22 protein-coding genes and 1 tRNA gene are annotated in these 24181 nt (G+C 64.0%); 10 read left to right on the top strand and 13 right to left on the bottom strand.

Annotation, left to right across the window (positions count from 1 at the left end; all coding sequences use genetic code 11):
• From G6N73_RS36315 to G6N73_RS13320, 7 genes are all read right to left on the bottom strand, one after another.
• On the bottom strand, positions 1–185 hold a 185-nt coding region (locus G6N73_RS36315), incomplete at its 3' end, for a hypothetical protein (RefSeq protein ID WP_206078826.1).
• Positions 186–285: 100 nt separating this feature from the next.
• Positions 286–843, bottom strand: coding sequence for a DUF308 domain-containing protein (locus G6N73_RS13345; protein WP_165028270.1), 558 nt, complete (start codon positions 841–843; stop codon positions 286–288).
• 70 nt (positions 844–913) lie between these two features.
• A complete protein-coding gene (locus G6N73_RS13340) occupies positions 914–1684 on the bottom strand; it encodes an META domain-containing protein (protein ID WP_165028268.1) in 771 nt (256 codons plus the stop codon).
• A gap of 289 nt (positions 1685–1973) precedes the next feature.
• Positions 1974–3020: an AI-2E family transporter gene (locus tag G6N73_RS13335; RefSeq protein ID WP_165028266.1), complete on the bottom strand. Its 1047-nt coding sequence runs from the start codon at positions 3018–3020 to the stop codon at positions 1974–1976.
• A 56-nt stretch (positions 3021–3076) separates the two neighbouring features.
• A complete protein-coding gene (locus G6N73_RS13330; protein WP_165028264.1) occupies positions 3077–3439 on the bottom strand; it encodes a Kazal-type serine protease inhibitor domain-containing protein in 363 nt (120 codons plus the stop codon).
• Between the two features lie 57 nt (positions 3440–3496).
• Positions 3497–3835: a hypothetical protein gene (locus G6N73_RS13325; RefSeq protein WP_165028262.1), complete on the bottom strand. Its 339-nt coding sequence runs from the start codon at positions 3833–3835 to the stop codon at positions 3497–3499.
• 278 nt (positions 3836–4113) lie between these two features.
• Positions 4114–5814: a long-chain fatty acid--CoA ligase gene (locus G6N73_RS13320; protein ID WP_165028260.1), complete on the bottom strand. Its 1701-nt coding sequence runs from the start codon at positions 5812–5814 to the stop codon at positions 4114–4116.
• Between the two features lie 7 nt (positions 5815–5821).
• On the opposite strand from G6N73_RS13320, the gene G6N73_RS38265 reads away from it, so the two are divergent.
• From G6N73_RS38265 to G6N73_RS13290, 6 genes are all read left to right on the top strand, one after another.
• Positions 5822–6547 (top strand): hypothetical protein, encoded by a 726-nt coding sequence (locus G6N73_RS38265; RefSeq protein ID WP_165028258.1) that lies wholly within the window; start codon positions 5822–5824, stop codon positions 6545–6547.
• A gap of 212 nt (positions 6548–6759) precedes the next feature.
• The gene (locus G6N73_RS13310) at positions 6760–8355 is read left to right on the top strand and encodes an ABC transporter substrate-binding protein (RefSeq protein ID WP_165028256.1); all 1596 of its coding nucleotides are present in this window, start codon (positions 6760–6762) and stop codon (positions 8353–8355) included.
• Between the two features lie 106 nt (positions 8356–8461).
• Positions 8462–9466 (top strand): ABC transporter permease subunit, encoded by a 1005-nt coding sequence (locus G6N73_RS13305; protein WP_165028254.1) that lies wholly within the window; start codon positions 8462–8464, stop codon positions 9464–9466.
• A 13-nt stretch (positions 9467–9479) separates the two neighbouring features.
• Positions 9480–10388 carry an ABC transporter permease subunit gene (locus G6N73_RS13300; RefSeq protein WP_165028252.1) on the top strand — a complete coding sequence of 303 codons (909 nt, stop codon included), beginning with the start codon at positions 9480–9482 and terminating at the stop codon, positions 10386–10388.
• 4 nt (positions 10389–10392) lie between these two features.
• Complete coding sequence (locus tag G6N73_RS13295; RefSeq protein WP_165028250.1) at positions 10393–11247, top strand: ABC transporter ATP-binding protein; 855 nt, start codon at positions 10393–10395, stop codon at positions 11245–11247.
• Entirely contained in the window at positions 11244–12071 is an 828-nt protein-coding gene (locus G6N73_RS13290; protein ID WP_165028248.1) for an ABC transporter ATP-binding protein, read from the top strand. The genes G6N73_RS13295 and G6N73_RS13290 overlap by 4 nt, the downstream gene beginning before the upstream one ends.
• A gap of 28 nt (positions 12072–12099) precedes the next feature.
• On the opposite strand, the gene G6N73_RS13285 is transcribed toward G6N73_RS13290, so the two are convergent.
• From G6N73_RS13285 to G6N73_RS13270, 4 genes are all read right to left on the bottom strand, one after another.
• Complete coding sequence (locus tag G6N73_RS13285) at positions 12100–13734, bottom strand: MFS transporter (RefSeq protein ID WP_165028246.1); 1635 nt, start codon at positions 13732–13734, stop codon at positions 12100–12102.
• A 182-nt stretch (positions 13735–13916) separates the two neighbouring features.
• The gene (locus tag G6N73_RS13280) at positions 13917–14549 is read right to left on the bottom strand and encodes a hypothetical protein (protein WP_165028244.1); all 633 of its coding nucleotides are present in this window, start codon (positions 14547–14549) and stop codon (positions 13917–13919) included.
• A gap of 161 nt (positions 14550–14710) precedes the next feature.
• Positions 14711–14869, bottom strand: a complete 159-nt coding sequence (locus tag G6N73_RS13275; RefSeq protein ID WP_165028242.1) for a hypothetical protein — start codon at positions 14867–14869, stop codon at positions 14711–14713.
• Between the two features lie 203 nt (positions 14870–15072).
• Positions 15073–15148: transfer RNA gene (locus tag G6N73_RS13270), tRNA-Thr, on the bottom strand.
• Positions 15149–15369: 221 nt separating this feature from the next.
• Between G6N73_RS13270 and G6N73_RS13265 the strand changes: the two genes are divergently transcribed.
• Entirely contained in the window at positions 15370–16587 is a 1218-nt protein-coding gene (locus G6N73_RS13265) for a hypothetical protein (protein WP_165028240.1), read from the top strand.
• A 270-nt stretch (positions 16588–16857) separates the two neighbouring features.
• Here G6N73_RS13265 and G6N73_RS13260 read toward each other — a convergent pair whose 3' ends face one another.
• Positions 16858–18459 carry a cisplatin damage response ATP-dependent DNA ligase gene (locus G6N73_RS13260; protein ID WP_165028238.1) on the bottom strand — a complete coding sequence of 534 codons (1602 nt, stop codon included), beginning with the start codon at positions 18457–18459 and terminating at the stop codon, positions 16858–16860.
• A 246-nt stretch (positions 18460–18705) separates the two neighbouring features.
• A complete protein-coding gene (locus G6N73_RS13255) occupies positions 18706–19716 on the bottom strand; it encodes a ligase-associated DNA damage response exonuclease (protein WP_165028236.1) in 1011 nt (336 codons plus the stop codon).
• Positions 19717–19907: 191 nt separating this feature from the next.
• Between G6N73_RS13255 and G6N73_RS13250 the strand changes: the two genes are divergently transcribed.
• The 3 genes from G6N73_RS13250 to pdeM all read left to right on the top strand — a co-directional run bounded on the left by G6N73_RS13250 (position 19908) and on the right by pdeM (position 24176).
• Entirely contained in the window at positions 19908–20828 is a 921-nt protein-coding gene (locus G6N73_RS13250) for a class I SAM-dependent DNA methyltransferase (RefSeq protein WP_165028234.1), read from the top strand.
• Between the two features lie 137 nt (positions 20829–20965).
• Positions 20966–23461 (top strand): ligase-associated DNA damage response DEXH box helicase, encoded by a 2496-nt coding sequence (locus tag G6N73_RS13245; RefSeq protein ID WP_165028292.1) that lies wholly within the window; start codon positions 20966–20968, stop codon positions 23459–23461.
• A 25-nt stretch (positions 23462–23486) separates the two neighbouring features.
• Positions 23487–24176: a ligase-associated DNA damage response endonuclease PdeM gene (pdeM, locus tag G6N73_RS13240; protein WP_246251992.1), complete on the top strand. Its 690-nt coding sequence runs from the start codon at positions 23487–23489 to the stop codon at positions 24174–24176.
• Positions 24177–24181 lie beyond the last annotated feature (5 nt).

Genomic DNA, 24181 nt, shown 5'->3' with positions numbered 1-24181 from the left:
ATGTGTGAATAAAAGATTCTTTTGCCAAATCGCCAAGTGTTTGAAATCGCTGCAAAGAATCGTCGGTGGCAGCGAAAACCGGCCAGGATCGGACTGGTTTTATCCCCATTTCGTGAGTGGATGGCGTTGCCGCTTTCGGGGGTTGCATTCTTCACCGCCGGAGCACTGCCGCGAGGGTACGGCATGGATCCTCGGGTCTCCGCTACGTCGCTTCGCTCCTGCTCCGCCCGAGGATGACGAATTGAGGTGCTGCCGCCAACCGCGACATTGGCGATCGCTACATCGCTACGCGGCGGGCGCCGTGCGCATTGCCCAGGCCCGGTAGAACAGGAGCAGCGCGTAGAGGATCATCAGCGCCGTGACGATGCGGACAAGAACGACTGCGCTGGAAAGCGGAATGAACAGCAGGGCCAGGCCGAACACGATGTAGAGCCCTCCGCCGATCATAGCGGGCCATAGCCGGGAGCCACGCTCATGGTCGATGAAGCCGGATAGAAATTCCATTATCCCGACAAGGACGGCGAGCAATCCCACCAGACTCGTCATGAAGCTCAGGCTGAAAATGCCGAGCAGCACCGGGCTGAACAGCACAATCAGGCCGGCCGCTATCGAGAGGCCGTTGCGCACGAGCTCGAACCAGAAAATATTGGTTCTCGGACCTGAGAATTTCATTGCCGCCAGGCCGAGCGCGCCGTCGATCAGCAGCAGGCCGCCGCCCGCCAGGACCAGGAACCTGACCGCCTGGGCGGGATAGATGAAGGCAAGCAGCGCCGCCACCGCCATAAGCAGTCCGCGCAATGCCGTCAGTACGGCATCGATACGATCGGATTCCCCCACTGCCATGATGCTCTCCCGAATTCCGCCGGCACGACCATCGTGGCGGCCTCATTGCAATTCCTATGTCCGGCTGCCCTCATGGCTCCGCCGTCAGCGTTGCGACGGCAGTTCCGGAACCGTCGCGCAGGGTCAGCGTGCCGCCCTCGACGGTGTAGGACGCTGCTTTCGCCAGCGCGGCCAGGAACGCGGCCTCCTGTTCCATCTTGGGCTGCTCGCAAGCCATCATGGTGGAGAACACGTCGCTGAACTTCAGCTTGACGCCGTCGAAACTCGCCTTGCCGCCGAAGCTGTTGCAGCCGCCATTGCCGCTGATGTTGTTGTCATCGTTGAAGGTGAGCGTCGAAACTACACTCGCGGCCGCGTCCTCGCCGCCAAGGCTGGACAGCCGCCAGGCGGTTCCTTTGATCGAGCCCGCTTCGGCCGGGTTTTCAGGCGGAGATTTTTCGGCCACGCGGACCAGCAGCACGGATAGAGGAGCAGCCGGCTCTTCCAGATCGATTGGCGCAGGCGTTTCGTTCGCGAACCAGGTTACGCCGTCGACCGCGATACGGGCCATGAGCCCGTGATCCTTGCCGGGCGCCAGGCGTGCCGCATCGATAGAGAGGGAGAAGGCGATCGGAACCTGGCCGGCGGGATGGACCGACGCTTCGCCAACGACGCCTACCGGCGCTTGCGTCGTGTCCACCAGTTGCACGGTCAGGGTGGCGTCATCAGGCAGGGCCATGCGCTCTCGATAGAAAACGCTGCCGCTGATGGTAACGTCCGCCGCCTGCGCTGCCGTGGGGAGAAAGGCGCCGGCAACCACGAAAGCGAATGCTGCAAGACGGCGACGGTCGATCAAAGCCATCAGCTTTCCTCCGCTCCAGGCAGGGGTCCCGCCTGTGTCCGTCCAGTGCCGGAGGGATATTTCCTGGATGAGACCTCGGCGCTGTAGCGCCGGCCCTATACCTTCATCGCTTCAGGCCTATCGCGACATGTCCCTCAAACATGGCCGTTACGCATCCGACGAACAGGATAACGGGCTTTCCCGGCTCCACAAGCCGCCGGGCGGCGGCTGTAACGGTTACGGCGATCATTCCGGATCGCCGCGCAAAAGCCGGCTCAACTAGCGGGCTTGGGAGCATTTCAGTGTCCTCCTAATTGGCCGGCCGGCCTTCATCGTCGGCCGATCCGCCCGACAGGAGCACCTCGATCCAGCGGCTGGACGGGTCCTGTGCGCAATAGACGATGAAGACCATCAGCATCGGCACGCCGAGGAACGCGCCCGGGATGCCCCACATGAAGCTCCAGAAGAAGACCGCGAAAATGACCGCGAAAGGCGAGATCTTCAGGGACGCGCCTGTGAGCAGTGGTTCCAGGTAGCTGCCGATGATGAACTGGATGATGTTGAGGCCGATGAACACCACGACCGCCATCTGCCAGGATTCGAACTGGGCGATCGCGAACAGCGTCGGAAACACCGTGGCGATCAGCGGCCCGAGAAACGGGATATAGTTGAGCGCGAAGGCGATGGCGCCCCAGGCGGCAGCCAGTTCGAGCCCAGCGGCAAGCGCGAAGATCCAGACGACGAGGCCGGTGAGCACGCTGGCGAAGCTGCGCACCGCCATGTAGCGGCGCAGCTTGCCGGCGATCTCGCGGATGGCGCTCAGGATTTTTTCGCCCTGCGGCTGGGCTCCGGGCAGTCGCAGCCGCCGGGTGAAGTCGTCGACCTCGAGTAGGCCGAGCATGACGAAGATGAATACCAGGACGAGGAAGCCGGCGAAGCCGTTGAGCCTGAGCACCACGCCCTGCGTGACGCGCACCAGCCACATCACGTCGAAACGGTCGGCGAGCGGACCGGCGATGGCTATGCCGTGCAGTTCCAGCCAATCGGCCCAGCTGACGTAGATCTCCTGGTAGCGCGCGGCATTGACGAACAGCCACTGGCCGAGCCTGCCGAAGCCCCAGGCGACCGACGACCCGACCATCAGGATGACCAGGATGGTCATGGTCAGCGCGATCAGCAGCGCCAGCAGCTCCGGTATCCACCTTTTGAGCGCCCGCTGCAGCGGCCAGACCAGCGCGATGGCGAACAGCGAGACGACCAGCGGCACAAGGATCGACTGGGCGAAATAAAGCAGGGCGATGACCAGGATGCCCGTCGACAGACGGCTTACCGGTCGGCTGGCGTTCGTCACCATCATGCCCCGCCTTCAGAATGCTGCATCGAACCGCTGCGTAGCAGTTGGCGTGGCAGCCATCAACGGCAGGGGCCGGAATGGACGATCACGTAGCCCTCGACGCGTGCCAGGCAGCTGTTGGTGAAGGTGCGCAGCCTTCCAGCGCGGCTGGCGCAGACCCGGGCGATTTCGCGCGTGCATTGGTGGATCGGACGGCACTGGCCTTGAGCGATGACGCGGAAGCCCTCGGCGCGCGCCAGGCAGGCATTGGTAAAAGTGCGCTGCCGGTCGCCGCGCTGACCGCAGACCGGGTCGTGCTGCAGGGTGCATGCGACCGGGGCGGGCGCCGGACGGGGCTGTTCCACCACGACGGTGCAGGCCGAAACAATGCCGGCGACGAGCAGGAGGAACGCTGCGGAGTGGGAAAGAACGCGTCGGATCATCACAATTCTCCCTTTAGATCGAGGTTCACGCGTGTCCACCTGCGGCGGCCATCGACTTCAGCGCCCCACTTTGTTCCGGATGAACCCGGCTACGGCCGTCAGCAGGATGCCGCCGAGCAGTCCGGCAATGCCCACCCCGACGAGGATCGCGGGTGTGAGGCCGCCCACGCTTTGCGCGGTGGCGTCCGCCGCCTGTTCGACGCGCCCGACAAAGCGGCCGATGCCGGGCGTCCGCGCCGCCAGCCAGGTCAGCGCCAGGCCGCCGATCGCGCCTGCGAGCGCGTCGCCGGATGAGCCAAGGCTCAGGCTTCGGACGAACCTGCCGAGGAAGATGCCTCCCGCCGCGCCGCAAACGACCTCGATAATGATAGGGACGAGTGTTTGCGTCGTCGGCATGACTTCACCTCGGCCTGGGGCTCATCGGCGGTGGCATGCGACAGCGATGGGATGCCGGGGATGCGCGCGTTCGCAGGATCATGCTGGTCACGCTGCGGCAATCAGGCGGTAGGCAGCCTGAGGATTCCTGACCTTCGGGCCAGATCCGCGCCTTCATGAACTCGCCCTCGAATGCGGTTCGGCAACGCAGGGCAACTCTGCATTGAAAAGGCGGATCCCGCAAGGAAGAAAGCTGCCTGGGGCCGCTCCGGCGGCGTCGCCGGAGCGATGAGTTCGCCTTATCCCCTCAGCTCCCGGCGCAAGATCTTGCCGACTGGCGTCTTGGGCAGTTCGGTGCGGAACTCGATGAATTTCGGCCGCTTGTAGCCGGTCAGGTTCTGCTTGCAGTAGGCGAGTAGGGTTTCCTCGGTCAGGCTTGCATCCTTCTTGACGACGAAGAGCTTTGGCACCTCGCCCGAATGCTCATCGGGTACGCCGATCGCCGCGACTTCCAGCACGCCCGGATGCGCGGCCACGACCTCTTCCAGCTCGTTCGGATAGACGTTGAAGCCGGAAACCAGGATCATGTCCTTCTTGCGGTCGACGACCTTGACGTAGCCATTCTCGTCCATGAAGCCCATGTCGCCGGATTTGAAGAAGCCGTCGGCGGTCATCACCTTGGCGGTCTCGTCCGGCCGGTTCCAGTAGCCGGACATCACCTGCGGTCCCCTGATGCAGATCTCGCCGACTTCGCCGAGCGGCAGATCGTTGCCGTCCTCGTCGCGTATGGCGATGTCGGTCGAGGGCAGCGGCAGGCCGATCGTGCCGGTGAATTCGGTGCCGCTGACCTTGTTGGCCGTCGCCACCGGAGAGGTTTCCGAAAGGCCGTAGCCTTCCGTGATGTTGCAGCCGGTGAGCTTCTGCCAACGGTCGGCGACAGACTTCTGCACCGCCATGCCGCCGCCCAGCGTCAGGATTAGCGGCTTGAAATCGAGCTTGCGGAAATCCTCGTTGTTCAAGAGCGCGTTGAACAGCGTGTTCAGGCCCGGGAAGATATGGAAGGGCTGCTTCTGCAGTTCCTTGACGAAGGCCGGAATGTCGCGCGGATTGGGGATCAGGAGGTTATGGCCGCCCTGCTGGATGCCCATCAGCGCGTTCACGGTGAGCGCGAAGATGTGGTAGAGCGGCAATGCGCAGACATAGTTGATGTTGGCCGGGCGCGGCTTCACCGTGTAGGCGTCCTCCACCCAAAGCGCGAGCTGCGCGACATTGGCGAGCACATTGCCGTGGGTGAGGGTCGCGCCCTTGGAAACGCCGGTGGTGCCGCCGGTATATTGCAGGAAGGCGGTGTCGCCCGTCTCGACCTTGGCGGGCTTGAAGGTCATCGCCGCGCCGGCTTTCAGTGCAGAGTTGAAGGCGGTGTGGCCGGGCAGCGACCAGGCCGGAACCATCTTCTTGACCCGGCGCACGACCAGGTTGACGATCATGCCCTTCAGGCCGCCGAGCAGATCGCCCATCGTTGCCACCACCACATGCTTGACCGGTGTTTTGGCGATCACTGCCTGCAGGGTGCAGGCGAAGTTTTCCAGGATGACGATAGCCTCCGCGCCCGAATCCTTGAGCTGGTGCTCGAGCTCGCGCGGCGTATAGAGCGGGTTGACGTTGACCACCGTGTAGCCGGCGCGCAGGACGCCCATCATCACCACCGGATATTGCAGCACGTTCGGCATCATGATGGCGACGCGCGCGCCCTTGGGGAGGCCCTTCGACTGCAGCCAGGCGCCGAAATCCGTCGACAGGCGCTCGAGCTCGGCATAGGTGATAGTCTTGCCCATGCAGGTGAAGGCCGGCCGGGCAGCATACTTCTTCGCGGCATCAGTCGTCAGATCGCCGATCGAGGCGACTGCGAGCGGCGCGATCTCCGGCGAGATACCCTTCGGGTAGCTTTTAAGCCAAGGCTTGCTGGCGCCGGTAGGCAGGGCCGACGTCGCCTTCGGCATTACGGGCTTGGACTTGGCAGCTGGCTTGCCCGCCGCCTTGCCGGAGCCCTTCGCTGGCGCTGCCTTTGCCGTGGATTTCGCAGCGGCGGATTTCGCGGCGGCCGGCTTGGCGGATGTTGACTTGCCCGCTGCTGGCTTAGCGGAAGTTTTGCCAGCCGGCTTGGGCGCAGTGGCCTTGGCGGCCGGCTGTTTGGATGCGGCAGGCTTCGCGGCTGATTTCGCCGGCGCGACTTTTGCAGTCGTCTTTGCTGTTGCAGATTTTGCCGCGGTCTTGGCGGTCGACTTCGTTACCGGCTTCGATGCGGCGGGCTTCGAGGTTTTGGCAGCCGACGGTTTTGCGATTGTGCTTTTCGCAACCGGCTTGGCAGTTGCTTTTACCTGCTTGGCAGAGGCTGCCTTGGCTGGCTTTGTCGTGCCGGTCTTTGTTGGCGTTGCCGGGCTGGATGGCGCCTCTGCAGGTTTCGCTTTCGGCGCCGCCGTCTTGTTCGTTGTCTTAGCCAATTTTGCCTCCCTCGTGTTTTCCGTTGCCGGATTTTTATCGTTTGCAGCCGCCCCCTCGCAGCTGTTTCGCCCGTCGAGCATTTGCTGCGAAATCGAGCCAAAAACGATCGTGCCGCCTATGTATTGTGACAAAGTGGCGGCGCGCAAGCCTTGCCTCTGCGTCAGCTTCGGGATGATTTTTCTTGTGGAGCAGCGTCTGAACAGCGGCGGCCAAAGTATCGCCGGCTGCTGAGCGAAACAAGCGCTTGCGCAAAGCCTTGGCGTCTCTAACCAGTCTGTAAAGGACGAACCAGAAAGAAAATCCGGAAACTCACTATTCGGAGGTAAAAAAATCTCGTTACCAAGCGGAATGCAAACGGGGAGTTCCAAAGCCCGGTAAACGGTGCTTATATGCGCCCTCACGAGCCCGCCTCAAGGGCTTGGAACAATCTCAGGGGAGTAATCATGAAAAGAAAACTGATCTTCGCGGCCGCGCTTATGGCTGCGACCGTGCTGAGCGGCGCGGCGAGCGCAAAGACGTTCGTCTACTGCTCCGAGGGATCGCCGGAAGGTTTCGATCCCGGGCTTTACACGGCCGGCACCACCTTCGACGCGGCTGCGCATACCGTCTACAACCGCCTGCTCGAATTTAAGCCCGGGACCACCGAAGCCGTTCCGGGCCTTGCGGAAAGCTGGGAGATTTCCGACGACGGCCTGCAGTACACCTTCAAGCTGCGTCCGGGCGTCAAGTTCCAGACAACCGAGTTCTTCACCCCGACTCGCGACCTGAACGCCGACGACGTGGTCTTCTCCTACGAGCGCCAGCTCAAGGCCGACCATCCGTGGAACAAATATGTCCCCGGCACCGCCTGGGAATATTTCAACGGCATGGGCTTTCCCGACCTGATCGCCTCGGTCGAGAAGGTCGACGATCTGACCGTGAAGTTCACGCTGAAGCAGAAGGAAGCTCCGTTCCTCGCCAATGTGGCGATGCCCTTCGCCTCCATCATGTCGAAGGAATACGCCGACAAGCTGGAAGCCGAAGGCAAGATGAACCAGTTGAACCAGATGCCGCTCGGCACCGGTCCGTTCGCCTTCGTCGCCTACCAGCAGGACGCGGCGATCCGCTACAAGGCCCATCCGGATTACTGGAACGGCAAGCAGAAGATCGACGATCTGGTGTTCGCCATCACCACCGACGCGGCCGTGCGCTACCAGAAACTGAAGGCCGGTGAATGCCACCTGATGCCTTATCCGAACGCGGCGGACGTCGAGGCCATGAAGGCAGACCCGGCGCTGACGGTGATGGAGCAGGAAGGCCTGAACGTCGCCTACCTCGCCTACAACACCACCCAGGCTCCGTTCGACAAGGTTGAAGTGCGCAAGGCGCTGAACATGGCGATCAACAAGCAGGCGATCGTCGATTCGGTGTTCCAGGGGCAGGCGACGCCCGCCAAGAACCCGATCCCGCCGACGATGTGGTCCTACAACGACGCGGTCGAGGACGACAAATACGATCCGGAAGCCGCCAAGAAGATGCTTGAGGACGCCGGCGTTTCTGGCCTGTCGATGAAGGTCTGGGCGATGCCCGTCGCCCGTCCTTACATGCTGAACGCGCGCCGCGCCGCCGAGCTCATCCAGTCGGATTTCGACAAGATCGGCGTCAAGGTCGAGATCGTCTCCTATGAATGGGCCGAATATCTCGATCGCTCCAAGGCCAAGGACCGCGACGGCGCGGTGATCCTCGGCTGGACCGGCGACAATGGCGATCCGGACAACTTCCTGCACACGCTGCTCGGCTGCGATGCGGTCGGCGGCAACAACCGCGCGCAGTGGTGCAACGAAGAGTTCGACAAGCTGGTCGTCCAGGCCAAGACCACGTCGGACCAGGCAGAGCGCACCAAGCTCTACGAAGAGGCGCAGGTCGTCTTCAAGCGCGAAGCTCCGTGGGCGACGCTGGACCACTCGCTGTCGGTCGTGCCGATGCGCAAGGAAGTCCAGGGGTTCGTACAGAGCCCGCTTGGCGATTTCGCCTTCGACGGTGTCGACCTCGCCGAATAACGCCAACTAGAAGACCCGGAGTTGGGGGCGCTTGTCATGCAAGCGCCCCCAAGCACATTTTGTGCTATCTTGCCCGTGGTCTCGGAAAACCCACCGAAGGTCTGATATGCTCCGGTTTCTTCTGGGGCGGCTCGCCGTCCTGATCCCGACATTCATCGGGGTCTCCATCATCGCATTTTCCTTCATCAGGCTGCTGCCCGGCGACCCCGTGGCGCTGCTGTCGGGCGAGCGGGTCATGTCGCCCGAGCGCCACGCGCAGATCACGCACGAACTCGGTTACGACCGGCACATTGTCATCCAGTACCTCGACTATTTGTGGGGCGTGCTGACCGGCGATATGGGCACTTCGATCGTCACCAAGCAACCGGTGCTCGGGCAGTTCCTGACGCTGTTTCCGGCGACGCTTGAGCTCTCTACCTGCGCCATACTCCTGGCCGTCATCCTCGGCATTCCGGCCGGCATATTCGCAGCGCTCAAGCGCGGGACGTTCTTCGACCAGAGCATCATGGGGACCGCGCTTGTCGGCTATTCCATGCCGATATTCTGGTGGGGCTTGCTGCTGATCATCCTGTTTTCCGGCATATTGCAGTGGACGCCGGTGTCCGGCCGCATCTCGCTGCTCTATTATTTTCCGTCGGTTACCGGCTTCATGCTGATCGACTCGCTGCTTTCCGGACAGGAAGGCGCATTCAAGTCCGCCGTCAGCCATCTTATTCTGCCCACCATCGTGCTCGCCACCATTCCGCTCGCCGTCATTGCCCGCCAGACCCGTTCGGCGATGCTCGAAGTTCTCGGCGAGGATTATGTGCGCACGGCCCGCGCAAAGGGGCTGCCCCCGTTCCGCGTCGTGGGCGTGCATGCGCTCCGCAACGCGATGATCCCGGTGATCACCACGATCGGCCTGCAGGTCGGCGTGCTGCTTGCCGGCGCGATCCTGACGGAAACCATCTTTTCCTGGCCGGGTATCGGCAAATGGATGGTGGATTCGGTGTTCCGGCGCGACTACCCGGTCATCCAGGCCGGCCTGCTGATGATCGCGGGCATCATCATGATCGTCAATCTCATCGTTGATCTGCTCTACGGCCTGATCAACCCGCGCATCCGGTACTGAGGAGGAGCGGACCATGGCAGATACAACGGCCATCGAGAGCATCTCGCTCGACCCATCCCGCCGCGCTCGGCTCGCCGAGTTCTGGTACTATTTTTCCGAAAATCGCGGCGCGGTGATCGGGCTGTGGATCTTCGTTGCCTTGGTCGTCATCGCGCTTCTGGCGCCGCTGATCGCGCCGCATCTACCCTATGCGCAGTATCGCGACGCGACGCTGTTGCCGCCATTCTGGCAGGACGGCGGCCGCGCCGCCTTTCCGCTCGGCACCGACGCGGTCGGCCGCGACATGCTTTCGCGGCTGCTGTTCGGCGCGCGATACTCGCTTTTCATCGGGGTCTTCGTTACCACCATCGCGCTGGTGGGCGGCATCATCATCGGCGTCATCGCAGGCTATTTCGGCGGCTGGATCGACACCGTGATCATGCGCGTCATGGATGTCATCCTGGCGTTCCCGTCGCTGCTGCTGGCGCTGGTGCTGGTCGCGGTGCTCGGGCCCGGCCTGACCAACGCCATGATCGCCATCGCGCTGGTGCTGCAGCCGCATTTCGTTCGCCTGACACGCGCGGCCGTCATGTCGGAGAAGGGCCGGGAATACGTCACCGCGGCAAGGGTCGCCGGCGCCGGCCCGCTGCGGCTGATGTTCAGGACCATCCTGCCCAACTGCATGGCGCCGCTGATCGTGCAGGCGACGCTTTCGTTTTCGAACGCTATTCTAGACGCGGCCGCCCTCGGTTTCCTCGGCATGGGCGCGCAGCCGCCGACACCGGAATGGGGCACCATGCTTGCCGAAGCGCGCGAGTTCATCCTGCGCGCATGGTGGGTCGTCACTTTCCCGGGCCTAGCGATCCTGATCACCGTTCTGGCGATCAACCTGATGGGCGACGGCCTGCGCGACGCGCTCGATCCGAAACTGAAGAGGTCGTGAGGCGATGGCACTTCTCGAAATAGAAAACCTCGTCGTCGAATTCGCCACCGCCAGCGGGCCGTTCCGCGCCGTCGACGGCGTGTCGCTGTCGGTCGAGCAGCGCGAGGTGCTGGCGATCGTAGGCGAGAGCGGTTCCGGCAAATCCGTCTCCATGCTCGCCGTCATGGGACTTTTGCCATGGACGGCGAAGGTGACGGCCGACCGTATGGTCTTCGCCGGCACCGATCTCCTGAAGCTCAGCGACGCCGAGCGCAGAAAAATGGTCGGCAAGGACATGGCGATGATCTTCCAGGAGCCGATGGCGAGCCTCAACCCCTGCTTCACCGTAGGCTTCCAGATCGAGGAGGTGCTGCGCGTCCATATGGGCATGGACCGGACCCAGCGCCGCGCCCGCGCCATAGAGCTGCTCAAGCAGGTCGGCATTCCCGACCCCGAGCAGCGGCTGTCGTCCTTTCCGCATCAGATGTCGGGCGGCCAGTGCCAGCGCGTGATGATCGCGATCGCGATCGCCTGCAACCCGAAGCTGCTCATTGCCGACGAGCCGACCACCGCGCTCGACGTGACCATCCAAAAGCAGATCCTCGACCTCCTGATGCGGCTGCAGGCCGAGCACGGCATGGGCCTGATCATGATAACCCACAATATGGGCGTGGTGGCCGAGACGGCGGATCGCGTCATCGTCCAGTACAAGGGCCGCAAGATGGAGGAGGCCGACGTGCTGTCGCTGTTTGAGCGGCCGAAGAGCAACTACACCAAGGCGCTGCTTTCGGCGCTGCCGGAAAACGCCACCGGCGACCGGCTGCCGACCATCGCCGATTATGTCACCGAAGAAGCGCCCGCAGAGGGAGCCGTCCAATGACCGAAAAAGTCCTGGAAGCCAGAAACATCGTTCGCGACTACCATGTCGGCGGCGGGATTTTCGGAAAGTCGCGCACCCTTCGCGCGGTCAAGGGCGTCGGCTTCTCGGTGGAGAAGGGAAAGACGCTGGCGATCGTCGGCGAGAGCGGCTGCGGCAAGTCCACGCTGGCGCGCATCATTACGCTGATCGACGCGCCGACCGAGGGCGAGCTCTTCATCGAGGGCAAGAAGGTCGACATCGCCAGGGAACGTCTGACGCCGGAAATGCGCCAGAAGGTGCAGATCATCTTCCAGAACCCTTACGGCTCACTCAACCCGCGCCAGAAGATCGGCGACGTGCTCGGCGAGCCTCTGCTGATCAACACCAACAAATCCGCCGCCGAACGGCGCGACCTCGCCATGAACATGCTGCTCAAGGTCGGGCTGGAGGCAAAGCACTTCAACCGTTACCCCCATATGTTTTCCGGCGGCCAGCGCCAGCGCATAGCCATCGCCCGCGCGCTGATGCTCAATCCGAGCCTGCTGGTGCTGGACGAGCCGGTCTCGGCGCTCGATCTTTCGGTGCAGGCGCAGGTGCTGAACCTGCTGGCCGATTTGCAGGACGAGTTCAAGCTGACCTACGTGTTCATCAGCCACGATCTCTCGGTGGTGAAGTACATCTCCGACGACGTGATGGTGATGTATTACGGCGAGGCGGTGGAGTATGGCAGCCGCGACGCGGTGTTTTCAAACCCGCAGCACGACTACACCAAGACGCTGTTCGCCGCGACGCCTCGCGCCGATGTGGCGAGCATCAAGGCAAGGCTGGCGAAGAAGGCGGCTTAATTCCGCGCCAAAGTGGCGCCGCCCATTGCTAATGATGCAGGTCGATCATGTTCTTCGGTTGCGGCAGGACCGCCGACCTGATCGTCGGGCGCTCGATCATCCTATGCACCCGAGGCGGCTCGGCCCCGCTGTGCAGCCGCCGGATGCGGTCGGTAACGATGGCGTCGGCATGGGTCATCCGGCGGTTGTGGCGCACATATTCGAGCCAGGTCGGCGTGTGGTAGGTCTCCATCCAGCTTTCCGGGTTTTCCAAATCGCGCGCCAGCGTCCATTGCCGCGCTCCGTCGCGCCGGCGAATCCGCCTGCGCTCCGTCATCACTTCGAGGAATTCGGCCGTGTCCTCGTCCTTGATGATGTATTCGATCATGATTACGATCGGGCCTGAGCGCGGTTGCAGGTCGAGCGCGAGCGGCGGCTCCTTGAAACGGTTGAGCGGGTCGAGGTTGAGCGATGTCTGATCGGGCAGGGTGAACCGCCAGAGCCCGAGCGCCGCGCCCGCGATCATCAGCGCTGCCGACGCGAGCAGCGCGTTGCCGGGACCATATTCGTCCGCCGCCACGCCCCAGATCCAGCTGCCCAGCGCCATGCCGCCAAAGGTGGCCGTCTGGTAGAGGGACAGCGCGCGCCCTACTACCCAGCGCGGTGTCGACAATTGCACCGTGACATTGAAGAGCGACAGCGCGATCACCCAGTTTGCCCCGCCGATCGCGAGCGCCGCCGCCGTCAGCCAGGGATAGGTGCTGAGGCCCGCGGTTGCGGCGCAGACGGCAAAGCCAATGAATGCGACGCGCACGCACCATTCCGTCGAAAGCACCTGTCTCAGCCTCGAACTGACCAGCGCGCCGCCCACCGCGCCAACGCCGAATGCGCCGAGCAATATGCCGTATAGCAGCGGGCCGCCGCCGACCAGATCGCGCGCGACCAGCGGCAGCAGGGCGAGAACGGAGATGGCGGTGAAGCCGAAGACGAAGCCGCGCAGCAGCACTTTTTCTATGTTGGGCGACATGGCGATGTAGCGCAGGCCCGCCGCCATTGCCGGCCCTATCGCCTCGCGCGGCAGTGCATTCGGCGGGATCGCCGGCTTCCAGCGGCCGAGAACGAACAGCAGCACCAGATAGCTTAACGCATTGACTGCGAATGCCGCGGCCGCCCCGGCCGCAGCCACTATTGCGCCGCCGATCGCCGGGCCGACGCTGCGCGTCAGGTTGAAGCCCATGCTGTTCAAGGCGACGGCCGCGGGCAGGTCGGTGCGCGGCACCATGTCGCCCACCGAGGCCTGCCATGAGGGGTTGTTGAGCGCCGTCCCGCAGCCGATCAGGAATGTGAAGGTTAGCAGCCCCCAGGGCGTGAGCAGCCCGAGATAGGCGGCGACGGTCAGCGCGACGGATGTGACGAGCATGAAGCTTTGCGCAACCAGCATCACCCTTCGCCGGTCGAAACTGTCGGCGATCGCGCCCGACGGCAGCGAAAGCAGCATGATGGGCAGCGCCGTCGATGCCTGGACCAGCGCCACCATATTGGCCGAGTCGGAGATGGCTGTCATCATCCAGGCGGCTCCGACGCCCTGGATCAGCGATCCGAAATTCGACGCGAGGCTCGCGACCCACACATAGCGGAAGATGTCGTGCCGGAACGGGGCCAATGGCGAGATGCGTTCAGTCACGGGCTTAGACTTTCATCAACTACAACAAGCCTGCGCGTCGGGGCCCATCGCCTTCGCGTGGCGGAGACGCTGGTCCGCTGTTGCGGCCTGGGCGGACATGAAATGGCACACCGAAAGTAAGGTGTACAGGGACAGCAGGCGGGTGCTCAACCTGCGGCAGCTTTATTGCTTGATCTGAGTGCTCAGCGGTTCTTGGACACGCCGACTGGCTCGCTCGTCACGCGAAAAATGCAACGTTGCCAAAGTGTGCGACGATCAGACCGTGCAAACGACACCCTTGTACCTCGATCCGGTACGCTTTGAGGGAGCGGATCGGGCGCATGTGTTCGGGCGCGCAAGAGCATTCCGGCAGCTAGCATCAAAATGAAGTATGAGATGCACTCGGCCAATTCCTCCCAAAACTTCGATACGGGAAGATCCAGATAGCGGACGCCATATTTGTCAAATCCATAACCGATCAACAGGACGACTGCGGCGGCTTGGAATGGCCACGCGCGACGACTAAGCGCATAGCGGAATAGCTCCGGTACGAGACGCCAACGCACCAAGGCGTACGGAACGAGAATGGCGAGCACCACCAACGCCTCGTGTAGTCGGAACGCTTGGCTGGACAGATACGATGCGAATGGCGCCGTAGGCGGAAATTCAATCTCACGGAAGAACAATAATCCGCATAGCAAACCGGCGTTCACGCCAACGGCGCGATCAACGGCACGCGAGCGGCAGGCCGCCAAGAGAAATATGATGGTGGCAGCCAGCAGCACGATGTTCTGTGACTGCTCCATCAAGCCTGCTTCCGAGACGGCAAGGTCCATTGCCATTTATCCAGTCAGCCGCGCCGAGCCAAATTGGCAAGTTCGTCGACGTATGACGCTATGGCCCGAACTCGGTGCAGATTGCGCGCGGCGCATCGAAAATGGAGTCGGCATCCACTTTCTTTTGGAGAGATCAAAGACGCCGGCCACTTGCTCGCCGCTCAGAAATCATCGTTGAAGATCTTCTCTTCGAACATCTCACCGAAGCTGTCGGCCGGCCGCTTTGGGCGGAACATCTGTTCAAATGGATCATAGGCGTCAGCCGGTGGTTTCGCCGGCCGCTGCTCTTTATCCCTACGTTCGCGGTCACGCTGATTCATGCTGACTTCCTTGGCCGTCAGCGCGCGACCTTGTCAAATCACCTTAGGTGGCTCACTAAAATTTGGCGTGTGCTGCCGCACAGCGGTGTGCTTGAAAAAGGCCTTCATCAACTTTCCTTGGGGGGAGAAGTCAGATGTCAGCCTTCAACCATATGGGCATATGGTGAGCTTAGTAGGCGATGTAGGCTGGTTGTTGAAATCATTGGTGCCGCTTGCGTGACTCGAACACGCGACCCCATCATTACGAATGATGTGCTCTACCAACTGAGCTAAAGCGGCAGCCGTGGTCGCGACTTGGCGGCGCGGCCGAATGTGCGCCTGATAGCTTCATTGCGCGGCGAATTCAAGCCGCGTCGCGCGCAAATCGCAGGCATGGTTTCCGGGAGCGCCGGGCGCGCAATGCGGGCGCCCCGCGCCGAATGTCGGATGCTGGCGGTTGATTGATGCCGCCGCTGCGGCTAACGATCATGAAATGCTGGCCGCATCAAAGGGATAACGGATTGGACGCGATTGAAAAGGCGATCCGTAACGCCTTCGAGAAAGGAAACGCCGAGGACCGGGCGTTCCGCGAGAAAGTCTATCGGTCGGCATTCGCCGCGCTCGACCGCGCCCTGCAGGCAAATCCGAGCCTGACGGTGGAGGCGGCGATCAATCGCCGCAAAGCCATGCAGGCCAAGATCACCGAGATCGAATCCGAATTCCAGCCGGCGGCGCCCGCGGCAAGCGCTGCGCCCGAGCCCGTGGCCGGCGGTGCAGCGGAACGCGCGACGGCCGGCGACGTAGCGCCGGAGCCCAGGGTCGACAGCGCCCAGGAGCGCGCGGCGAGCACCGCCCCGGAACCCGTGGCAGCCGCCGGGGCGGGCAGCGAGTCGACCTTTGGCGTCAGTGTCGAGCCGGAGCGACGAGAGGGGGCTGAGCCCTCGGCAAAAGCGCCCGAAGTGTCGCTCGATTGGCGCGTGGAGCCGCGCGATGCCCCGCCGACGCCCGACATCAGCGGCGCACGCACGCCGACGCTTGCTGGCGATACGGCTGCAGAGGTCGCGCCCGACCGCGACGAGCGGCGCGCCCGCCGGCGGCTGCCCTTCGCGCAGATTTTCCTTGCCGCGACCTTGATTGCTGCGGTTGGGATAGGCGGCTGGTGGGCGTTTCAGACCGGCCTCCTGAAGACGCCGGCTGAGCGCGACACGACGGTGCCCAACCCGCCGGCGACGGTGGAGAGCGAGGACTTCATTCCCGAGGCCGAAGCGCCGCCGCTGCTGCCCGGCCAGGCCGATGCGGAGCGCAACTGGATCACGGTGTTCTCGCCGGAAAACGCCACGCAGGTCGCCGCCCCGGCCGACACCAGCGCCGAGGTGATGGAGGACGATTCCGGCAGCTTCCTGCGCATCCGCTCCGGCACGTCAGGCTCGGCGATCGTGTTCGATGTCGGCCAGGGCGTTCTGGAACAGATCGCCGGCAGGAAGGCGACCTTCGACATCGTCGCCCGCGCCGAGGAAGGGCAGGAAACCGAAATGTCGGTCGACTGCAATTTCGGTGAGCTGGGCGATTGCGGCCGCAAGCGCTATGCGGTCGGCTACCAGCGCGGCGACTATCTGTTCGAGCTCGATTTCCCGAACGCCGATCCGGGCTCGGGCGGCACCATCGCCATCAACTCGGATTTCGCCAACCAGGGCAAGGCCGTCGACATATACGAGATCAGGGTGTCGGTGGCGGAGTAGGGGCGTGCGTCCTTCGACAGGCTCAGGATGAGGACCGCGGGTGCTGGCGTCAGCCAGTTAGGTTGGCGCTACCCTTGGCTTGTTGCCAGTAATGGTGGTGGAGAAGGCGTGCGTCCTTCGACAGGCTCAGGATGAGGACCGTGGGTGGTGACGTCAGCTAGTTAAGTTGGCGTCCGTGGCTTGTTGCCCCAACGATTGATCTGTCGTTTGAGGTCGCACAACCGTCCTCATCCTGAGCCTGTCGAAGGACGTACCAGGCATCCGCGGCGCTCAATCCAGCAGCGCCTGCAATGTCTCGATCCGGTCGGCCTCGTGGGTGGGCTTGTCCCAGCGCAGCCGCGAAATGCGCGGGAAGCGCATCGCCACGCCGGATTTGTGCCGAGTCGAGCGGTTCAGCCCCTCGAAGGCGATTTCGAGCACCAGGCCGTGGCTGCGGTCGGCGCGCACCGAGCGCACCGGGCCGAACCGCTCAACCGTGTTGTCGCGCACGAATTTGTCGATCTGCCTTAGCTCCTCGTCGGTGAAGCCGAAATAGGCCTTGCCCACCGGCACCAGCTCCTCCGCGCCTTCCGGGCCAGACCAGACGCCGAACGTATAATCGGAATAGAAGCTCGAGCGCTTGCCGTGGCCGCGCTGCGCATACATCAGCACCGCGTCCACCGTGTGCGGGTCGCGCTTCCACTTGAACCAAGGTCCCTTCGGCCGTCCGGCAAGGTAGGGCGAATCACGGCGCTTCAGCATCACCCCCTCGATCACCGGATGCGGCGGATGCCTGCGCATCTCCTCAAGCGCGGCCCAGTTGGCGAAGGGCGCGAGCGGCGACAGGTCGAAGCGCGACGGGTCGAGCCGGGCGACGAAATTCTCCAGATGGCCGCGCCGCTCTATGAAGGGCAACGCGCGCCGGTCCTCCGCGCCTTCCTGCAGGATGTCGTAGCAGCGCACGAACACCGGATATTGCTCGCGGATCCTGGCCGAAACCGCCTTGCGGTTAAGCCGCTGCTGCAGCTCGGAAAATGTGCCGGTCGCCTTCAGCGGGTCACCGACCAGCAATTCGCCGTCGAGCACGCCGCCGAAATTCATGGCGTCGACCAGATCGGGGAAGGCGCCGGAAATATCGTCGCCGGTGCGCGAATAGAGCCGCCGGACGCCGCCCTCCGAAACCGCCTGCACGCGGATGCCGTCCCATTTCCACTCGGCGGCGTAGTCGCCCGGGTCGAGCTTTTCGAGGTCGCCGTCGCCGACCGGGTTGGACAGCATGACCGGGCGAAACAGCGCCTTGGCCGACTTTACCGGCTTGTCGGCCTTGCCCTCCAGCCAGGCGAACAGTTCGGTGTAGGGCGGCGAAAGCCCGTGCCACAGTTCCTCGATCTCGCCGACATCGACCTTGCCGAAATCGGCGAGCGCCTGCTTTGCCAGCCGCGCCGAGACGCCAATGCGCAACCCGCCGGTCACCAGCTTGATGATGGCGTAGCGCGCCGAAATGCCGGCATTGTCGAGAAGCCGCGCCAGCACCTTCGGACCGTCGGAGCGGCTGGCCGCCTGCAGCGCGGCCACCGTCTCGCCGAGGGTGAGGTGACGGTTGGGCCTCAGATGCGCCGGCGCGTCGGGCCAGACCAGCGATACCGTCTCGGCGAGGTCTCCGACATAGTCGTAGGAATAGCCGAACAGCACCGGGTCCATGCGCTCCATGACCAGCGTGCGCAGCATGGCCGGCTTGACCGCGGCGATGTTCAGGTCGCCGGTGATGGCGGTGAGCGCCAGCCCGCGGTCGGGGTCCTCGACCTCGCGGAAATAGTCGGTCAGCAGCGTCAGCTTGCCGTTGCGCGACGGCGTCATGACGAGGCGGTCGAGCAACTCGGCGAAGCGGTTCATGCGCTGGAGAGCCTGCATCGATGCGGCAGCAGGCGGCCGAGACTACCCCCCTCTGGCCTGCCGGCCATCTCCCCCTCAAGGGGGGAGATTGGCAGCGTCTGCCTCACCGCTCCACCTGCGACGCCAACGATTGGCGAAACCGTCAATGAGGGCTGATCTCCACCCTTGAGGGGGAGATGGCCGCCCCTCGATAAAAACTCGGGAGGCCAGAGGGGGGCCGCCTGAGGAATTGGGCCGGCCATCGCCTCAATCCCCCTCGTCCTCATAGCCGACAAGGTGCAGCGGGCGCGCGGAAATTCCGGACAACTCGCACCAGCGCACCAGCGCCTCCTCGCGGCCGTGCGTGACCCAGACCTCGCCGGCGCCGGTCTCGGTGATCGTATCGATGAGTTCGTCCCAGTCGGCGTGGTCGGAGATGATCAGCGGCAGCTCGACGCCGAGTTGCTTGGCGCGCTGGCGGATGCGCATCCAGCCCGATGCGTAGCAGGCGATCGGATCGGGAAAGCGCCGCGCCCAGCGATCGACGAAGGGCGACGGCGTGCCGACCACGATCGCGCCGGCGAAGTCGGCTTTCGTGCCGGTCTCGACGGTCGCCGGCTGCAAATCGCCGAGCGCGACGCCGCGGCTCTCGTAATACTCGCAGAGTTTCGCCAGCGCGCCATGGATGTAGATGGTCTCGTGATGGCCGGCATCGCGCAAAAGCCGGATGACGCGCTGCGCCTTGCCGAGCGCATAGGCGCCGATCAGATGCGAGCGCTCCGGAAACTGCCTGGCCGAGGTGAGGATGCGGGCGATCTCCTCGGTGTCGGGCGGATGCTTGAACACCGGCAGGCCGAAGGTTGCCTCGGTGATGAACACGTCGCAGGGAATCGGGACGAATGCCGCGCAGGTGGCGTCGGGCTGGCGCTTGTAGTCGCCGGAGGCGACGATGCGGATGCCGCCATATTCGACCGCGATCTGCGCCGAGCCGAGCACATGGCCGGCCGGGTGGAAGGTCACCGAAACGCCGTTGACGGTCAGCGTTTCGCCGAACCTCGCCGCTTGGGTCGATCCGGCGAAATCCTCGCCGCAGCGGATCGCCATGATGTCGAGCGTCTCGCGCGTCGCCAGCACCGATCCGTGGCCGGGACGAGCATGGTCGGAATGGCCGTGGGTGATCAGCGCGCGCTCGACCTGGCGGACCGGGTCGATGAAGAAATCGCCGGGGGCGCAATAGAGCCCTCCGGGTTTCGGGCAAAGCAGGTCGCGGGCGCGCATGCTGCAAACATAGGCATTTGCGTGCGCGGGGGAAGCCTGTTGAAATTCGCTGCTGACAGGCCGATAGAAGCGCGGGAGGCCATGGGGACAGTTACTTTTTGCCCCTTGCGTGACGTATCCACAGCCTCATCCTTCCGGGGCAAGAAAAGTAAACTGTCCCCAGCACTCGTTCAGCCAAGGACTGTTCCGATTTGAAACCGCTAGAAACTTCTTCCAGTGACCTTCTGGCCGACCGCCGCGCCGACTATGCCGAGATGCTGTTCGGCTCGGGCGATCATGCCGCCGCGGCCGAGCTGATGCTCGGCGCGCTGGAACTCGCGCCCGGCTGGGCAATGGGCTGGTTCCGTCTCGGCGAATTCCACGAGGCGGCGGGCGCGCTCGACCAGGCGGCGGAAGCCTGGCGCATGGCGCTGAAACTGGAGCCGGCGGACCGGACGGGCGCGGCGCTGAAGCTCGCGCTGATCGGCGCGGCGCCGGCTGCGGATGCGCCGCCGAGCGCCTTTGTCGAGGCGCTGTTCGACCAGTATGCGCAGAAGTTCGACGACGCGCTGGTGCGCACTCTCGAATACCGCGTGCCGGATATTCTCGCCGAGGCGATTCGCAATCGTGGTCGCGAACGTTTCGGGCTGGCGATCGACCTTGGATGCGGCACGGGCCTTATGGGCGAGCGGCTGCGACCGATCGCCGAAATTCTGGAAGGCCATGATATCTCAGCCGAGATGCTGAAGAAGGCGCGCGGCAAGGGCATCTATGACAGGCTCATGAAGTCGGACCTCCAGACGATCCAGCTTGCGCCGGCGAGCGCCGACCTAATCACGACCGCCGACGTGTTCATGTATGTCGGCGCGCTCGGCAGCATTGTAGCCAAGGTGGCGGCGGCCTTGCGCGGAGCCGGGCTGTTCGCCTTCTCGGTCGAGCGCCATGCCGGCCCTGAAGATTTTGTCCTGCGCCCCTCCCGTCGCTACGCGCATTCAGAGACGTATGTGCGGGATGTTCTGGCGCGAAATGGATTTGCGACGGTCTCGCTGGAGATGCACATTATTCGGCAGGACCGCCGCGAGCCCGTGGAAGGATTGATCGTGGTGGCGGAACGCCCGAATCCGCTTCTTTGAAACTAACGCTTAGTCGCGCCGGCACTGCCGCCAAGGTAGATGACGGGAATGACGATCACGGTTTGTTCACAAATTCGCTTGGCGGCGTGAGGCGTCCGCGCTAATTCTGGCGCGTGAACACGCTGACCCGCTCCCAGATGCAGCATGACGCGGCCGCCCTGCTGCCGGAGCGGTTCGTAAAATGGTTTTCCGAGCGCGGCTGGGCGCCCCGTCCGCATCAGCTCGAATTGCTTTCCCGAGTCCAGACCGGATCGTCGGTGCTGCTGATCGCGCCGACCGGCGCCGGCAAGACGCTGGCCGGCTTCCTGCCAACGCTGACCGATCTGGAGCACCGGCCGAGACGCAGGCCGGGCGAGGCGCGCCGCGGCATCCACACCCTCTACATCTCGCCGCTGAAGGCGCTCGCTGTCGACATCGAGCGCAACCTGACCAAGCCGGTCGGCGAGATCGGGCTGCCGGTGACGATGGAAACGCGCACCGGCGACACGCCGACGCACAAGCGGCAGCGCCAGAAGCTCGTTCCGCCGGACATTCTCATGACCACGCCGGAGCAATTGGCCTTGCTGATCGCGGCGTCGGATGCGCAGCGCTTCTTCGAGGATCTGCGTTACGTCGTGCTCGACGAACTGCATTCGCTGGTGACGTCGAAGCGCGGCCATCTGCTGTCGTTGGGGCTGGCGCGGCTGCGCCGCTACGTGCCGTCGCTGCAGGCCATCGGCCTGTCGGCGACCGTCGCCGAGCCGGACGAATTGCGCCGCTGGCTGGTGGGCCAGAACCCGCCCGGCGAGATGGCCGACCTGATCACCGTGGCCGGTGGCGCAAAGCCCGAGATCACCATTCTCGATTCCGAGGAGCACGTGCCGTGGTCGGGCCATTCGGCGCGCTACGCCACGCCTGAGATCTACGACGCGGTGAAGCGGCACAAGACGACGCTGCTGTTCGTCAACACGCGCAGCCAGGCCGAACTGCTGTTCCAGGAACTATGGCGCGTCAACGACGACAATCTGCCGATAGCGTTGCACCACGGTTCGCTGGACGTTGCGCAGCGCCGGCGCGTGGAAAAGGCGATGGAGACCAACAGCCTGCGCGCCATAGTCGCCACTTCCACGCTCGACCTGGGCATCGACTGGGGTGATGTCGACCTCGTTGTCCATGTCGGCGCGCCAAAGGGGGCGAGCCGGCTGGCGCAGCGCATCGGCCGCTCCAACCACCGCATGGACGAGCCGAGCCGGGCGATCCTCATTCCCGCCAACCGCTTCGAGGTGCTGGAATGCCGCGCGGCCCTCGACGCCAACTATCTCGGCGCGCAGGACACGCCGCCGCTGGTCGATGGCGGGCTCGACGTGCTGTCGCAGCATGTGCTGGGCTGCGCCTGCGGCGCGCCTTTCTACTCAGATGACCTGTTCGAGGAAGTGAGGAGTGCTGCGCCCTACGCCAATCTCGACCGCGCCACCTTCAACCGCGTCGTCGAGTTCGTCGCCACCGGCGGCTATTCGCTGAAGAGCTACGAGCGCTATGCCCGCATCAGGCGGACGAAGGATGGCGCGTGGCGTGTGTCCAACCCGCGCATCGCCCAGCAATACCGGCTGAATGTCGGGACGATTATCGAGATTCCGGCGCTGAATGTGCGCTACGTGAAGGCCGGAAGCAAAGGCTCGGCTTCGCGCGGCGGGCCGGTTCTCGGCAAGATCGAGGAGGCGTTTCTTGAAACGCTGACGCATGGCGACACTTTCATGTTCGCCGGCAAGGTGCTGCGCTTCGAGGGCATCCGCGAGAACGAGTGCTTCGTCTCCAACGCTCCTGGCGCCGACGCCAAGGTTCCCTATTACGGCGGAGGAAAATTCCCACTCTCGACCTATCTGGCCGAGCAGGTGCGCGCCATGATCGCCGATCCCGCCCGCTGGAAGAATTTGCCGGACCAGGTGGCGGACTGGCTGCGCATCCAGGCCGAGAAGTCCGTCCTGCCGCGCCGCCAGGACCTGCTCATCGAGACCTTTCCGCGTGGCGAGCGCCACTACATGGTCGCCTATCCGTTCGAGGGCAGGCTAGCGCACCAGACGCTGGGCATGCTGCTGACACGCCGGCTGGAGCGCGCCGGCGCGCGCCCGCTGGGCTTCGTGGCGACCGACTATGCCATGGCGATCTGGTCGCTCGGCGACATGGGCCAGATGTTCAAGCGCGGCAGGCCGAGCCTCGGCCAGCTCCTCGACGAGGATATGCTGGGCGACGACCTCGAAGCCTGGCTCGCCGACAGCTGGCTCCTGAAGCGGACCTTCCGCAATTGCGCGCTGATTTCCGGCCTGATCGAAAAGCGCCATCCAGGCCAGGAAAAGAGCGGCCGCCAAGTGACCGTGTCGGCGGATCTGATTTACGACGTGCTGCGCAGCCACGAGCCGGACCACATCCTTCTGCAGGCGACGCGGGCGGATGCGGCGACCGGCCTTCTGGATGTCAGGAGACTTGCCGAGATGCTGTCGCGCATCCGCAGCCGAATCGTGCATAAGGATCTGGAGCGGATTTCGCCGCTGGCGGTACCGATCATGCTCGAAGTGGGCAAGATGCCGGTCCATGGCGAAGCCGGAGATTCGCTGCTCACCGAAGCAGCCGATCTGGTCGAAGAGGCCATGGGTTAGAATGAATGTAGCGCTGAGGCCTTTTATGGCCGGAAAAGACGGGACGATCCTTATCGCGGGCGAACGCGCCGTCTGCGACCAGCGCGGCGTGCTCTTTTTCCCGGACCTTGGGCTGCTTGCCGTCTCCGACCTGCACTTGGAGAAAGGTTCGTCGCTAGCGCGGCGCGGGGTCTTACTGCCGCCTTACGACACCGCGGCGACCCTTCTGCGCCTGCAGGCGATCATCGCCGATTACAATCCGCGGATGGTGATCAGCCTCGGTGACAGCTTCCACGACAGCGAAGGTTCGGCGCGACTGCCCGATCCCTTCCGCGACCGACTTTGCGCGATGATGGCCGGGCGCGACTGGTTCTGGGTCGCGGGCAATCACGATCCCGACGCGCCGGCCGGGCTGCCGGGCGAGACGGTGCGGGAACTGGCGATCGGCGGGCTGGTGTTCCGCCACGAGCCGTCGGCGGTTCCGGTGGCGGGCGAGATCGCCGGCCATCTTCACCCCTGCGCCCGCATCGTCCAGCGCGGCCGCTCGGTGCGCCGCCGCTGCTTCGCCAGCGACGGCGACAGGCTCGTGATGCCGGCCTTCGGCAGCTACACAGGCTCCCTGAACGTGCTCGACCGCGCCTATGCCGGCCTGTTCCGCTGGGACGCGTTCGTCGCCTACATGCTTGGCTCGAGCCGCATTTTTGCGATTGCCGGCTCGATGCTTCGGCCGGGGTAGGTTCA

The sequence above is a fragment of the Allomesorhizobium camelthorni genome (assembly GCF_011045125.1).
Taxonomy (GTDB): Bacteria; Pseudomonadota; Alphaproteobacteria; order Rhizobiales; family Rhizobiaceae; genus Allomesorhizobium; species Allomesorhizobium camelthorni.
This window is presented reverse-complemented; position numbering and strand designations above follow the sequence as displayed.